At 41.1% G+C, this 13,501-nt stretch carries 14 protein-coding genes, 1 tRNA gene and 1 rRNA gene; 8 read left to right on the top strand and 8 right to left on the bottom strand.

Annotated features, from left to right (window positions below; all coding sequences use genetic code 11):
- Positions 1-219: 219 nt before the first annotated feature.
- Together ABJK37_RS07550 and orn are read right to left on the bottom strand one after the other, a co-directional pair.
- Positions 220-294 (bottom strand) — tRNA-Gly (locus ABJK37_RS07550).
- Positions 295-453: 159 nt separating this feature from the next.
- Positions 454-999: an oligoribonuclease gene (gene orn / locus ABJK37_RS07545; RefSeq protein WP_348351684.1), complete on the bottom strand. Its 546-nt coding sequence runs from the start codon at positions 997-999 to the stop codon at positions 454-456.
- Positions 1,000-1,115: 116 nt separating this feature from the next.
- Between orn and rsgA the strand changes: the two genes are divergently transcribed.
- The 4 genes from rsgA (at position 1,116) to ABJK37_RS07525 (ending at position 4,740) form a co-directional block, all read left to right on the top strand.
- On the top strand, positions 1,116-2,150 hold the full coding sequence (gene rsgA / locus ABJK37_RS07540) for a small ribosomal subunit biogenesis GTPase RsgA (RefSeq protein ID WP_348351682.1): 1,035 nt from the start codon (positions 1,116-1,118) through the stop codon (positions 2,148-2,150).
- Between the two features lie 134 nt (positions 2,151-2,284).
- On the top strand, positions 2,285-3,145 hold the full coding sequence (asd, locus tag ABJK37_RS07535; protein ID WP_348351680.1) for an archaetidylserine decarboxylase: 861 nt from the start codon (positions 2,285-2,287) through the stop codon (positions 3,143-3,145).
- A 4-nt stretch (positions 3,146-3,149) separates the two neighbouring features.
- On the top strand, positions 3,150-4,016 hold the full coding sequence (locus ABJK37_RS07530) for a DMT family transporter (RefSeq protein WP_348351678.1): 867 nt from the start codon (positions 3,150-3,152) through the stop codon (positions 4,014-4,016).
- A 19-nt stretch (positions 4,017-4,035) separates the two neighbouring features.
- On the top strand, positions 4,036-4,740 hold the full coding sequence (locus tag ABJK37_RS07525) for a glycerophosphodiester phosphodiesterase family protein (protein WP_348351676.1): 705 nt from the start codon (positions 4,036-4,038) through the stop codon (positions 4,738-4,740).
- On the opposite strand, the gene ABJK37_RS07520 is transcribed toward ABJK37_RS07525, so the two are convergent.
- The 5 genes from ABJK37_RS07520 to gpmI form a co-directional block, all read right to left on the bottom strand.
- Positions 4,730-5,134, bottom strand: a complete 405-nt coding sequence (locus tag ABJK37_RS07520) for a MerC domain-containing protein (protein WP_215928945.1) — start codon at positions 5,132-5,134, stop codon at positions 4,730-4,732. The two genes, ABJK37_RS07525 and ABJK37_RS07520, sit on opposite strands and share 11 nt — an antisense overlap.
- Before the next feature lie 161 nt (positions 5,135-5,295).
- The gene (locus ABJK37_RS07515) at positions 5,296-6,228 is read right to left on the bottom strand and encodes a DUF808 domain-containing protein (protein ID WP_348351674.1); all 933 of its coding nucleotides are present in this window, start codon (positions 6,226-6,228) and stop codon (positions 5,296-5,298) included.
- A gap of 9 nt (positions 6,229-6,237) precedes the next feature.
- Positions 6,238-7,005, bottom strand: coding sequence for a divergent polysaccharide deacetylase family protein (locus ABJK37_RS07510; RefSeq protein WP_348351672.1), 768 nt, complete (start codon positions 7,003-7,005; stop codon positions 6,238-6,240).
- Positions 7,006-7,100: 95 nt separating this feature from the next.
- Positions 7,101-8,198, bottom strand: a complete 1,098-nt coding sequence (locus ABJK37_RS07505) for a peptidoglycan DD-metalloendopeptidase family protein (protein ID WP_348351670.1) — start codon at positions 8,196-8,198, stop codon at positions 7,101-7,103.
- 67 nt (positions 8,199-8,265) lie between these two features.
- The gene (gene gpmI, locus ABJK37_RS07500; protein WP_348351668.1) at positions 8,266-9,798 is read right to left on the bottom strand and encodes a 2,3-bisphosphoglycerate-independent phosphoglycerate mutase; all 1,533 of its coding nucleotides are present in this window, start codon (positions 9,796-9,798) and stop codon (positions 8,266-8,268) included.
- A gap of 280 nt (positions 9,799-10,078) precedes the next feature.
- Here gpmI and ABJK37_RS07495 point away from each other — a divergent pair, with 280 nt between their 5' ends.
- From ABJK37_RS07495 to gpsA, 4 genes are read left to right on the top strand one after another with little or no spacing between them, the layout of a single operon-like run.
- Positions 10,079-10,504: a rhodanese-like domain-containing protein gene (locus tag ABJK37_RS07495; protein WP_348351666.1), complete on the top strand. Its 426-nt coding sequence runs from the start codon at positions 10,079-10,081 to the stop codon at positions 10,502-10,504.
- Between the two features lie 16 nt (positions 10,505-10,520).
- Positions 10,521-10,778: a glutaredoxin 3 gene (gene grxC / locus ABJK37_RS07490; protein ID WP_348351664.1), complete on the top strand. Its 258-nt coding sequence runs from the start codon at positions 10,521-10,523 to the stop codon at positions 10,776-10,778.
- 22 nt (positions 10,779-10,800) lie between these two features.
- A complete protein-coding gene (gene secB / locus ABJK37_RS07485) occupies positions 10,801-11,310 on the top strand; it encodes a protein-export chaperone SecB (protein ID WP_215928927.1) in 510 nt (169 codons plus the stop codon).
- Positions 11,311-11,326: 16 nt separating this feature from the next.
- Positions 11,327-12,322, top strand: a complete 996-nt coding sequence (gene gpsA, locus ABJK37_RS07480; RefSeq protein WP_348351662.1) for an NAD(P)H-dependent glycerol-3-phosphate dehydrogenase — start codon at positions 11,327-11,329, stop codon at positions 12,320-12,322.
- Between the two features lie 1,043 nt (positions 12,323-13,365).
- Here gpsA and rrf read toward each other — a convergent pair.
- A 5S ribosomal RNA gene (gene rrf, locus ABJK37_RS07475) occupies positions 13,366-13,481 on the bottom strand.
- Between the last annotated feature and the right edge of the window lie 20 nt (positions 13,482-13,501).

Below are 13,501 nucleotides of genomic sequence, written 5' to 3'. Positions count from 1 at the left end.
ATGAAACATTGGAGCGGGAAACGAGATTCGATACCCGCAACGGCAGTTGTCGCGTACCCCTTGGGGTCGCCTAAATGATATAACTTGAATCTAATCTTTACTGAGATGAAACATTGGAGCGGGAAACGAGATTCGATACCCGCAACGGCAGTTGTCGCGTACCCCTTGGGGTCGCCTAAATGATATAACTTGAATCTAATCTTTACTGAGATGAAACATTGGAGCGGGAAACGAGATTCGAACTCGCGACCCCAACCTTGGCAAGGTTGTGCTCTACCACTGAGCTATTCCCGCATTATGATGTAGTATCGACTTTGGACTGTGGTTACCCAAAGCGGACGCGCATTTTACAAAAATAAGATTCCGATGCAAGTCCTAAAACCAAATTTATTGATTTTTTTTGTTATTCACTCGAAATTGCCGAAATTGTACGCAAATATGCAAAGGTAGCGGTTAAATGCTGAACACGTGTTGTCGGTAATAAACCAATTCTGCAATCGACTCTCTTATATCATCAAGAGCCAAGTGAACCCCTTTTTTGTGAAAACCATCAAGCAATTCAGGTTTCCAGCGTTTAACTAACTCTTTAATGGTACTGACGTCAATATTTCTGTAATGGAAGTATTCTTCAAGTTCAGACATATATTTAACTAAAAACCGACGGTCCTGCCCAATCGTGTTGCCGCATAATGGAGAGATACCTTTGGGCACATATTCCTCTATAAACGCGATGGTTTGCTGCGTCGCTTGTTGTATATTAATGTTGCTATCGCGGCAACGCTGGGTTAACCCTGATTTTCCATGAGTATCAATGCACCACTGATCCATGGAGTTTAATACTTCGTCAGTCTGATAAATTGCTAATACAGGCCCTTCAGCCAAAATATTCAAATCCTTATCAGTGACGATAGTGGCAATTTCTAAGACTAAGTCAGATTCAGGATCTAGCCCTGTCATTTCCATATCAATCCAAACTAAATTTTCGGTGTTAATTGCCATGTGGACTCCTAAACAAAAAAGAATAAATGAACAACAAATACATAAAGATTTGGTATCCATCTCTGCAAACGTTAACATGATACTAGAAATTGTATTAATTACAGCAAAGATAAAACGTGGCTAAAAAACCAAAGTTAACAGATAAGCAAAAACGGCAAGTTTCAGTAAACCGCTCGAAGCACCTTTCAAGAGGCGCTAAATCGACCGAGATCGAAGATAATCAACTTGGTGAGCGACAGCTTGGGCGTGTAATTGGTAGATTTGGTAAACACGCTGACGTTGAAGATAAGTCGGGTGTGGTACATAGATGCCATATGCGGCGCACTATCAAAAGTGTGGTGTGTGGAGACGACGTTTTATTTAGACCTGGAAAAGATCTGTCTCTTAGTATCAGCGGCATAATTGAACTCGTCCAAGATAGAAAATCAGTACTGACCCGCCCAGATTTTTATGATGGGGTCAAACCTGTTGCCGCGAACATCGATCAGATCATTATAGTGAGTTCAGTATTGCCTAGCTTATCTCTGAATATAATTGATAGGTATTTGGTTGCAGCAGAAGACGTTGAAATCTCGCCAGTGATACTTTTAAACAAAGTCGAGTTGCTTAACTCAGAACAACTTGAAGAAGTGGAAGGTCAACTGAACGTTTATCGTGATATTGGTTACAAGATTGTTTATACCAGTTGTAAAACGTTAACAGGACTCGACGAACTAGCAGCCTGTCTTAAGGATAAAATCAGTGTATTTGTTGGACAATCTGGTGTAGGAAAGTCGAGTTTAATCAATAAATTACTTCCTGAAGCTGATGAATTAATTGGAGACATTTCTGACAACTCCGGATTAGGACAGCACACAACAACTACAGCTAAACTGTTACATTTCCCAGCTGGAGGAGATTTAATTGACTCTCCAGGGGTGCGGGAATTTGCTCTATGGCATCTGCCAGCAGAGCGCTTAACAAACGGGTTTAAAGAGTTCAGAGACTATTTAGGAGGCTGTAAATTTCGAGATTGTAAACATGGTAGTGACCCTGGCTGTTTAATTAAGGCCGCTGTAGACGAAGGCAAGATAAGCCAACAACGTTACCAAAGTTATCATAAAATTTTATTAAATATGGATGAACTTCGCCCTGCACATACCAAAGTATGACCTCCCACGTTTAAGCACAAAATTCACCGGTAAAATCGACTAGCATATAGCCTATTGGACTTAGTGAAGAGCACAAAATCAAGATTATTGCGGTACAATTCTCGATGGTAAAGTTAGATCATTAGGAAGTTACTTTGTTTGATTCTTTAAAAATCGCGCTGCAATACGTTATACCAAAACACCTTTTATCACGTATGGTGGGCAAACTAGCGGCGGCGGAAGCTGGCGCATTCACGACCGCTATTATTAAGTTGTTTATTAAGCAATACAATGTGGACATGTCCGAAGCACTCGAGCCTGATCCAGAATCATACCGCTCATTTAATGCTTTTTTTACCAGACAATTAAGAGCCGATGTACGCAGCATTTGTCAGGATAAAAAACAACTGGCTTTACCGGTTGATGGTGCGGTGAGTCAATTAGGTAACATTAAACATGATGCTATTTTTCAAGCAAAAGGCCATGATTATAGTTTAACAACATTACTAGGGGGCAAACCTGAGCTCGCAAAGCCGTTTCTCGACGGTAAGTTTGCAACTATCTATCTTTCCCCAAAAGATTACCACCGTATCCACATGCCCATAGACGGACAACTAACGGATATGATTTACGTTCCCGGAGAGCTATTTTCTGTGAGCCCACTCACGGCAGAACGAGTACCTGGATTGTTTGCAAGAAATGAACGAGTGGTAGCAATTTTCGATACTGAAATTGGTAAAATGGCCATGGTGTTAGTTGGAGCGACTATTGTTGCGAGTATCGAAACCAAATGGGCAGGAACAGTATCCCCTCCAGCAGGTAAGAACGTACAACATTGGCAATACCCAAGTGAAGGTGACAATTCAGTCTTTATTAAAAAAGGCGAAGAAATGGGTTTGTTTAAGCTCGGCTCAACCATAGTGGCTTGTTTCGAAACTGATACCTTGGAATTCGCAGATCTCAGTGCTGGAGACGTTACGCGCCTCGGCGATGTTTTCGCTAATATAACGAACTAATCCAGTGGATCCCGTCAAGAAAAGCTTGTGGTCTCTGCATGTCACTATGGCGTTGCTAGGAGCAACAGCATTATTCTCTAAACTGTTGCCCTTGTCTGCTACCGATATTACTTTCGGTAGAGCCTTTGTTGCTTGTGTGATGTTGTTTGCCATTGTGAAAATGTTTCAAGGCTCGATTAAATTAAACAGCCTGAAAGATTATTTTATCGCGCTGTTTTTGGGGTTGCTAATGGCAGCCCATTGGGTCAGTTATTTTGCCGCCATGCAATACTCTTCAGTGTCAGTAGGAATGATAGCGTTATTTACCTTTCCAGTGATGACAGTACTGTTAGAACCTTTTTTTGAGGGTATACGTTTAGTTTGGCAAGATATCGTGAGTGCTTTAGTCGTACTTTTTGGTATCTATTTGATCGTCCCTGAAGTGTCCTTGGAAAATGAAATAACCCAAGGTGTGTTAATTGGAATAGCGTCAGCGATTTTATACTCCTTCAGAAATTTGGTACACCGCAAACACTTCTCTCATTACTCCGGTGCACAAGCCATGGCCTATCAAACACTGGTCATTTTTATTTCACTTAGCTTTTTTTCGAGCGAAGAGTTATTCAAGGCCAGCAACGAAACTTATATAGGTTTAGTGGTGCTGGGGATATTTTTAACTGCTGTACCACATGCTTTGATAGCAGCAAGCCTCAAACACTTGCGGGCCAAAACATTTTCGCTCATTGCATGCATGCAACCTTTGTATGGCGTCAGTCTCGCTATAATAGTTTTGGGTGAACAACCTAGGTGGCAGACTATCGTTGGTGGATTATTAGTGATATCCGCTGCTATCTATGAAACTATCAACGCACAAAAACTACACAGTAAATAATCCCAAGAGAGCTTCCAAGATGCTGATATTTGCTCACAGAGGCGCCAGTGCTGACGCCCCAGAAAATACTCTATTAGCGATTGACCTAGCCCTAGAACAACAAGCTGATGGCATTGAAATAGATGTCTATCAGCTTGAGAACGAATTAGTAGTGATACACGACCGATGGGTCAGTAGAACCACTAATGGTGACCGCGCCTTATCAGATTACAGACTCGCAGAATTACAAACCTTGGATGCAGGGCAAGGACAAAGTGTTCCGACACTATGGCAAGTATTACAGCGCGTGCAAGGCCAATGTTTGATGAATATTGAAGTAAAAGGCGTAAAAAATATTTCGTTGTTGAACGAAAATATCAATAAAGCGGTTAGTGATCTTAATTTTAGCGCTGAGCAATTCATCGTTTCATCTTTCGACCATCATCTAATAAAAGCGTTTAAACACATTGCTCCCAGTATAAAAATAGGAGCATTAACAGCCAACAACCCTATCGGACATGCCAATTTTGCCCAAGAATTAAACGCTTATTCAGTTAACGCAGATGTCAGCTTTGTCGATGAGGCATTCGTATTAGATACTCACAGTCGCGGGCTGAAAATGTTTGTTTATACCGTTGATGAGCCAGAAGATTTACTTAGATTACAGCGGTGGGGAGTAGATGGCGTATTTAGCAATGGCCCAAGAAAAGCCAGAAAGGCATTAGTGCATAGCTCTAAGAACTAGCGCATCCACTATCACAGTCTTGGCAGCTCTGACATAACTTCAAGTTCACTATATGAGCGCCCACTATTAGAAACGCACCTATAGCGATAGTGAAAGGTTCGTAGGACTCACCAAACATATCTTTGTTCCAATAAATCAGTCCACCTAAAACTAAGCTATATAGAGGGTAAAGCTGTCTGTGGTAGCGATAAAAGCCTGAGAACAATGCCCAAAATCCAATAATCATCGAAAGAGATAATATGCTTCTTTCAAACCAATCCTGAGCAAAAAATGAGGCACTAATAAAAGGCACAAGTGGAATAAGAATAGGTAATAACAAACAATGCAACGCACACAAACTGGAGGCCCAAATGCCTAGTCTGTCCAATAGCGTTTTGTCTTTGTTTGCTTGCATAAATAACCACCTCATTTTCAACGGGCGTTATAATATAACATTTCATAAAATATACAAGTATTTGCTGGTTAAAAATTTGACGAAATTATCATAAGAAATAACCGTAAGAAAAGATCCCCCCCTCGGTTTTAAGTCTTTTCACATTCATTAAAAGACATCAACTACTCTCTACTGAACATTTTAAAACTTAAGGTAACAACTAACAGTACTATTGCGCCGGCAATAATGCCAACCAATCCATCAAGTAAAACAGGCACGATTGACGCTGCAACGGCAATCGACTCAACACTATGTAATATAGGCCCAAGCATTTGGTGTATCAGAGGAATACTGTGCACTAAAATGCCGCCTCCCACTAAAAACATCGCTGCGGTACCAACAATTGATAATGTCTTCATTAAAATAGGCGCAAAAATCAACAGCCCTCTTCCTAGGGATCTTTGTAAGCTATTAAATGAACCACTGACAGACTTTCTAAGCAGGTATAATCCAGCATCGTCCAGCTTTACAATTCCTGCGACTAAACCATAAACTCCTACGGTAATAGCCAAAGCTAATAATGACACTACAGTCACTTGGGTGGCAAAAGACTCTGCTTGCACAGTTCCGAGCACAATCACCACTATTTCAGCGGACAAAATAAAATCAGTTCTAATAGCGCCCTTTATTTTGTTTTTTTCAAGGTCAACTAGATTCACTTTTGGGTCTGCCACGGCAGCCAGTTTTTGCGCATGTTCTTGTTCTAATTCTTGTTTAGAGTGAAGAAACTTATGGGCTAGTTTTTCAACGCCCTCATAGCATAAATACAGACCTCCTATGACGAGTAACACGACAATCAACCATGGCAAAAATGCACTTATCAATAACGCGGACGGCACTAAAATGAGTTTATTTAAAAAAGATCCCTTAGCAACAGCCCAGACCACCGGTAATTCACGCTCGGCTTTTACACCGGAGACTTGTTCTGCATTTAACGCAAGGTCGTCACCCAATACACCCGCAGTTTTTTTTGCAGCAACTTTAGACAGTATGGCGACATCATCTAAAATCGTAGCTATATCATCTATCAAAGCAAGTAGATTCGCGGCTGGCATAGGATTTCCTTACAAGGTTGGAGAACTGTGTTCAGGTGTTACTTTCGAATGATATGCATAACTCCCACTCGAAGATACAACTTCACTCATTTTAATAAGAGTAATCCCATGTTTTTTTTGAAGCGTATCTAAATGTTGCTTCAAATATTCAAGTGTTTGTGGATAAGGGTGAGCAATACCTATCGCTGACCCATAGGTTTTTGATAACTTAAGTAAACGCTTAAATTGTTTGTCAATTTGCTCAAGACTCGGAGTATGGTCGATAAACACATTTCGTTTGGCGCTTAGCACTCCTTTTTTCTTCGCTATAATTTGAGCCTTGCTGTATCTAGTTGTACGGCTATCCACAAAAAACAAACCGCGTTCCGATAAGAACTCCATGGTCACCGTCATCGGTACTGTGAGCTGTGTCAATCGACTTCCCATATGATTATTGAGACCTACCGCGTTTGGTACAGTGGACAAAGCAGCTCTTAATGTTTGTATTATTTGTTTTGGTGCCATGTTAGAAAGCAGTACATTTTTTTCCTGATTATTGCCAGCTAGAGACTCCATTGGCATATGCAAAATGACTTCACGTTGCTGCGCGGCGGCTCGGCCTGAAAAAGTTTTAGATAGTGCTTTGTTAGGTAGAATAGCAAAAGCTACGTTGATGGGTAAGGTGAACGCCTTAGCATCTTGATCGGTATTTCCGATATCATCAATGATCAAGCCGATTTGCGACGCGCTAACTGAAAAATTGATATATAAAAGGCAACTAAATAGAAATAAGCGCATGTTTTTATTGTTGTTTTACTCTAATACTTTTTGTCTCAATTATAATCACATCAACTAATTTTACTAGGATTGAATTGTACTGAAACACAGTGTAACTATAGTTTTAGCCAATTTATTGGGTTAATAGGCTTTCCTTTAAGACGAATTTCAAAATACAAATTAGGGCGACTTTGTCCACCACTTTGCCCCAGCAAAGCAATAGATTCACCGGCTTGCACAATTTCCCCCGCTTTTTTCAATAAAGCTTGATTATGACCGTAAAGGCTCATAAAACCATCGCCATGGTCCAAAACTGTCACTAAACCAAAACCTCGAAGCCAATCAGAATAGAGGACTTTAGCATGATGAATGGCGACAACCGAATCTCCGGCAGTGCCATTTATAACTACGCCTTTCCATTTAATTTGCCCTTGTCTATACCTACCAAACATCTTTCGAAGGTTACCTTTTGCAGGCATTAATAAACGTCCTTTTAGGGAGCTTAATCCGCTTAACGTCAAATCCTGTTTGTCTACTTGTTGTTGCGCTCGCGCCAAGGCTTCAAGTAGATTCTTTTCATTAATTTGCAATTGAGCGACTTTTGCCTCTTCCGATTCTATTGCACTGTGCATGGCATTGAGCGTTTTTTCACGTTGAGTTAGATTGGCCTTCAATACTTTTTGTTGCTTAAGTTGTTTCGCTCTTAGTTGTTCTAACTCCGTTTTGTTGTCGATCAATTTAGCATTGACTTTATTCAGGTCTTTGACCAATAAATTAAAGCTGTCAATCTGTGATTTACGGGCCTTATTCAAATATTGATAATAGGTGATGGTTCGCTCAAAATTTGCGGCATCTTGCTGATTCAACAACATTTTTGCAAAGTCATAATTACCCGTCATATAGGCGCTACGAATTTGCTTCGCTAATACCAACTTTTGCTGCTCGAGAGACGTTAAATACTGCTTTTGTTGGTTGCGCAAGTCTGTGAGTTGCTGCTGATTTTTGATCAACGACTTGTCAACGCTATTCAGTTCTTTGGCAGACTTGGCAATTTGCAGTTCAACTTCTTTTAGGTTGTCTTGAAGCTTTCTCGCTTCTGCTAATTGTTGGCTGATCTTTGCCTGTTTATTCTTTATTTGTTGCTGGATACTCTCAAGGTCTGACTGTTCTTGAGCATGTACGTTGGATTCAAAAACAACACCAAATACCCACACTAAAAGGAAAAGCCTAAAAGTAAGGCTTTTCACTTGAAATAATGTATGTCCAATCAAACTCAATTGGCTAATCCAGTGTCACTATTGGCGTGCCGGTCATCTCTGGAGGCTGTTTCATCCCCATCAAATGCAACATAGTGGGTGCCACATCGCTAAGTGTACCTCCTGTGCGCACTGTGGACTTTTTCCCTACATGGATAAATGGTACTAGCTCACTTGTATGCGCGGTGTGTGCCTGACCAGTTTGTGCATCTTGCATTTTTTCAGCGTTTCCATGATCTGCAGTAATTAAGCAATCGCCTCCATTACGTTTAATTGCATCCACAACTCTTCCAATGCAGCTGTCAACGGCTTCGCAAGCTTTAACGGCTGCTTCAAAATTACCAGTATGTCCTACCATATCGCCATTTGGATAGTTACAAACAACTACATCAAATTTTCCAGAGTCGATGGCGGCAACAAGCTTATCTGTCAACTCTTCAGAACTCATTTCTGGCTGTAAATCATAAGTGGCTACTTTAGGAGAGGGCACTAAAATTCGCTCTTCTCCTTCATATAAGTCTTCACGACCGCCACTATAGAAAAAGGTTACATGTGCATATTTTTCGGTTTCTGAAATGCGTAGTTGCGTTTTGTTGTGCTTGGCTAGCCATTCGCCCATAACGTTTACTAAAGGTACAGGTGGATAGGCAGCGGGAGCATCAATACTCTCTGCATACTGAGTCAAGGTAACGAAGGCTCCCAGCTCAATGTGTTTACCTTTATTAAATTCACTAAAATCCGGTTCTACAAATGGTCGACTAATTTCCCGAGCCCTGTCTGCCCTGAAATTCATAAAGAAAAGCGCATCGCCATCTTCTAATGGCGTAGCTTTACCAATTACAGTAGCTTGCATAAACTCATCATTTTCGTCGCGTTCATAAGAAGCCTCTAATGCTTCTATAGCGCTAGTAGCAGTTTTGCTGCCTTTGCCATGGGCAATTAAATTGTACGCAGCCTCGACTCTATCCCAGCGGGCATCTCTGTCCATAGCATAATAACGGCCTATTACGCTGGCTATATTTCCAACACCTAGCTCTTCAAAAACAGCATCAGCCGACTGTAAGGGCCCTTTTGCACTGCGAGGTGGCGTATCTCTACCATCTAAAAATGCATGTAGATATATTTTGGTCGCACCTCGTTTGGCCGCCAATTTTAACAAAGCAAATATATGGTCTTGGTGACTATGTACCCCGCCTTCCGACATCAACCCCATTACATGAATTGCTTTATCCGCTTGAATTGCCTTATCAAGATTGTCGGTTAGAATCGAATTTTTATAAAATTCACCATCCTCGATTGCTTTTGTCACCCGAGTAAAGTCTTGATAAACGACTCGTCCAGCACCCAAATTTACGTGACCAACTTCAGAATTTCCCATTTGTCCTGGTGGTAAACCAACGTCCAAGCCTGATCCAGATATGAGAGTATTACTATAGGTATTACATAAACCGTCCAAAACAGGCGTATTAGCATGAGCAATAGCATTACTTTCTTGATCATCACGGTGGCCCCAACCGTCTAAAATGATCAACGCGGTGGTCTTTTTGGTTTCACTCATTGTTCAGTCCTTATCTTTAAAGCTATTAACTAATGTTATGATTACATACTAGGAACGACCGTTATATATTAAACATTTGACCTAGTTGATTGATAATGCGCTAATGTTATCTCTACTCGCAATGTAGGTCACGGCTAAATCATTTGAAAAAACCAAATGTATAACAATAAGTTATTCTATGTGGTGCCTTTGAATTTACTCTAGGGCTAGTTTCTGCACTCAAAATCTATATACTTTGGCCTCATTTTTTTAAGTTACCTATCTTTAAGGCTCACCTGTTATGGATCAAATAGTAGAATTTGTCACAAATCATTATATTTTGTCTGGTTTATTTGCTGCGCTGTTAGTCGCATTAATATACACCACTGTGGCAGGCCTGTTTTCACCTTTGAAAGAATTAACCACTCACGAAGCAACTTTACTAATTAACAAAGAAGATGCCTACATTTTGGATATTCGTCCATCAGCGGAATTTAAAAAAGGCCATATATTAGGTTCGAAACAAATCAAACCCGAGTTAGTCACTAAAGGCGACTTTAGTACCCTTGAAAAATTTAAAGACAAACCCATTATTGTTGTTTGTGCGATGGGCATGACATCTAAACGAACAGCATCGCAAATGCTTAAAGCTGGATTTACTCATGCTGCAACCTTGAAGGGTGGCATAAATGCTTGGCAAGGTGCGAACCTTCCTATCACTAAATAACTTGTGGAAAGTGAATATGAGTCAAGTTGACATTTATACTAAAGGATATTGCCCATATTGCCATCGTGCAAAGGCTTTATTGAATAAAAAAGAAGTAAGCTTTAATGAAATTGAAATCGATGTAATGCCTGAATTACGCAGCACAATGATTGAACGAGCAAAAGGTAAATCTACTGTTCCACAAATTTTTATTAATGATCATCATGTAGGCGGTTGTGACGACTTGTTTGCATTAGAAGCAAAAAACCAACTAGACAGTTTACTGACTGACTAATAACTCAAATAAAGGAAGTACCATGGCTGACGAAAATCAACCAAACGAAGCTGCAGCGCAGCCAGAAGCGGCACAAGGCCCACAGTTCTCAATCCAAAGAATCTATACAAAAGATATTTCTTTTGAGACACCTAATTCACCAGCGATGTTTCAGAAAGAATGGAAACCAGAAATACAGCTAGACTTAGACACTAAGAGCAACCCTGTAGGTGAGAACTTATATGAAGTCACTCTATCAGTAACAGTGACTGCGACCATAGGTACAGAAACGGCATTTTTGTGTGAAGTACAACAAGCTGGAATATTCATGATTGGTGAAATGCCGGATCAGAATAAAACTCAAATGCTTGGTGCGTTTTGTCCGAATACTTTGTTCCCTTATGCGAGAGAAACCATTTCTAATTTGGTCAATCGAGGTACTTTCCCACCATTAAACTTGGCACCAGTAGATTTTAACTCAGTTTTCGCGGCATACATGCAAAAACGAGCACAACAAGCTCAAGAGCAAACTACTCAGAAACTAGACGCATAACACGAGTGATTTCAAATTGAATTCAGTTTGTGTGTTAGGGGCAGGATCTTACGGTACTGCCCTAGCGTTTTGTTTATCCCGTAACGGAGTTAAAACCGTTTTATGGGGACGTGACGAGCAACAAATGCAATTAATGGCTAAAAGTAGATGTAACCAAAAATATCTTCCCGATGCCATCTTCCCAGACGACTTAGCGATTGAAAATAAACTAAGTGAAGCTGTAACCAACAGTCAGGATATTTTGATTGTGGTACCCAGTCACGCATTTTCCGATACACTAAAACAAGTTAAACCCTTTCTAAAACTACACCACAGAATAATATGGGCCACTAAGGGCTTAGAGCCTGAAACAGGCAGGTTACTTCAAGAAGTTGCTGTAGAACTGTTAGGTGACGACATACCGATTGCCGCGTTGTCGGGACCAACCTTTGCGAAGGAAATGGTTGCTGGACTTCCCACCGCAATTTCTTTGAGCTCTACCAATGAGAATCTAGCTATCGAGTTTGCTAATAAGCTTCACTGCTCCAAATCCTTTAGAGTGTATAGAAATGATGATTTTGTCGGAATACAACTAGGAGGAGCGGTGAAAAACGTTATTGCTATTGGAGCCGGACTTTCCGATGGGTTAGGTTTTGGGTCAAATGCTAGGACTGCGCTAATCACTAGAGGACTAACTGAACTTAGCAGATTAGGCGTCAATATGGGCGCTAAGCAAACCACCTTCATGGGCATGTCAGGACTAGGTGATCTAGTACTTACCTGTACGGATAACCAATCACGAAATCGGAGATTTGGCTTGGCACTTGGCAAAGGCTTAGGGATCCAAGAAGCGATGACTGAAATTGGCCAGGTCGTTGAGGGGTACCTTAATACCAAGGAAGTTCATATACTTTCAAAAAGATTGGGTGTAGAAATGCCAATTTGTGAGCAAATTTACGAAGTTTTGTATAACAATAAACCGGCCAAAGACGCGGCATTGACATTACTAGCTAGAGATCCAACATCAGAATAGATTATCTCTCCTGCTTCCCACGTAGTTTTTATCGTTACCAATCAGATTCAATATCAATAAAAGCTCTCCAAACAAGCTCAGGACTCCCTTACACTCCCTCATAGGCCATTCCCTAATGACCGCCAGAGTTGCTTCGAGCCCCCCTAAGAATCAAGAACCCACTCACTCAAAGAAAAGATAGACAAACTGACAACACCTATATTATTTACTTTACTCAATACCCAAACGGAAGCTGCAGTTGCGTACATATAACCTTTGGTAGAAGGTCAGTTAGAGAGTCAATAGTCAAGATCGAATTAGCGTCGTTAAGAACATACAAACGCCTGCCAACAAAAAATGATCTTATACATTGCTCACTTGCCCTATTCGTAATGACGAGTTTGGCAATGTCTATTTTCATGAACGTCTAGGCGGACGATTATGCAAACCATGATGTTTGCGAGTCTGAACCACAAGAGCTCAGCGAATGCCCAGATAAACCTTTTAGTGATGGTTGAACGCAAAGTAGCGTTGCTCATTCGTGCTTAAGCACTAAGCCGCTTTTGCCTCACTATAATGATTTGAGCAGTTTCACCCCCAGAAACGCAAAAAGCCACCTTGTTATAGGTGGCTTTTTACTTACGCAGGAGTCTGGCAATGTGCGGCCTACATGGATTATCAACATGGATGTAGGAAATGCAGGTTTTGCAGGAGCAAAAACCTGCCTACTCACGCAGGAGGGAAAAGCGGGATTTTAAGGAACACCGTTCCGCTCCGCTTTTCAATGAGCCACGGATGGCGAGTTTGGGTGCATATCATCAGGGATGTGTATTTGACTACTTTACGTGATACTCACCCAACCGTCTGAACGAGCTAAGCTGTGCTTGAGTCCGGGAATCCACTTCGTGCGGGGCTGGCCTTCCAGAGGTTTTTTGCCGTGTAGCAATGCGCATTCGCGTTTAAGTGCTAAGCCACCTTTGCACACATTAAGTTAGTAATAATTTAAAAATCACCTGACACGCAAAAAGCCACCTCGTTAAAGGTGGCTTCGTACTTAATTGGGAGTCTGGCAATGTGCTACTCTCGCATGGGGAAACCCCAAACTACCATCGCCGCTAATGTGTTTCACTTCTGAGTTCGGAATGGGATCAGGTGGTACCACATCGCTATTGTCGCCAGACAAAAACTGTTATCTATCAA

It is taken from the genome of Paraglaciecola sp. (assembly GCF_039964565.1).
Taxonomy (GTDB): Bacteria; Pseudomonadota; Gammaproteobacteria; order Enterobacterales; family Alteromonadaceae; genus Paraglaciecola.
Note: the sequence above shows the minus strand (reverse complement) of the source record. Positions and strands in the feature narration are given on the sequence as shown.

Bases quoted from the DNA above. Each gene is read 5' to 3' on its own strand.
- ABJK37_RS07520 (WP_215928945.1), bottom strand. From the start codon at position 5,134: ATGCAAGCAAACAAAGACAAAACGCTATTGGACAGACTAGGCATTTGG.
- grxC (WP_348351664.1), top strand. From the start codon at position 10,521: ATGAGTCAAGTTGACATTTATACTAAAGGATATTGCCCATATTGCCAT.
- ABJK37_RS07525 (WP_348351676.1), top strand. From the start codon at position 4,036: ATGCTGATATTTGCTCACAGAGGCGCCAGTGCTGACGCCCCAGAAAAT.
- ABJK37_RS07495 (WP_348351666.1), top strand. From the start codon at position 10,079: ATGGATCAAATAGTAGAATTTGTCACAAATCATTATATTTTGTCTGGT.
- ABJK37_RS07510 (WP_348351672.1), bottom strand. From the start codon at position 7,005: ATGCGCTTATTTCTATTTAGTTGCCTTTTATATATCAATTTTTCAGTT.
- ABJK37_RS07515 (WP_348351674.1), bottom strand. From the start codon at position 6,228: ATGCCAGCCGCGAATCTACTTGCTTTGATAGATGATATAGCTACGATT.
- secB (WP_215928927.1), top strand. From the start codon at position 10,801: ATGGCTGACGAAAATCAACCAAACGAAGCTGCAGCGCAGCCAGAAGCG.
- orn (WP_348351684.1), bottom strand. From the start codon at position 999: ATGGCAATTAACACCGAAAATTTAGTTTGGATTGATATGGAAATGACA.
- gpmI (WP_348351668.1), bottom strand. From the start codon at position 9,798: ATGAGTGAAACCAAAAAGACCACCGCGTTGATCATTTTAGACGGTTGG.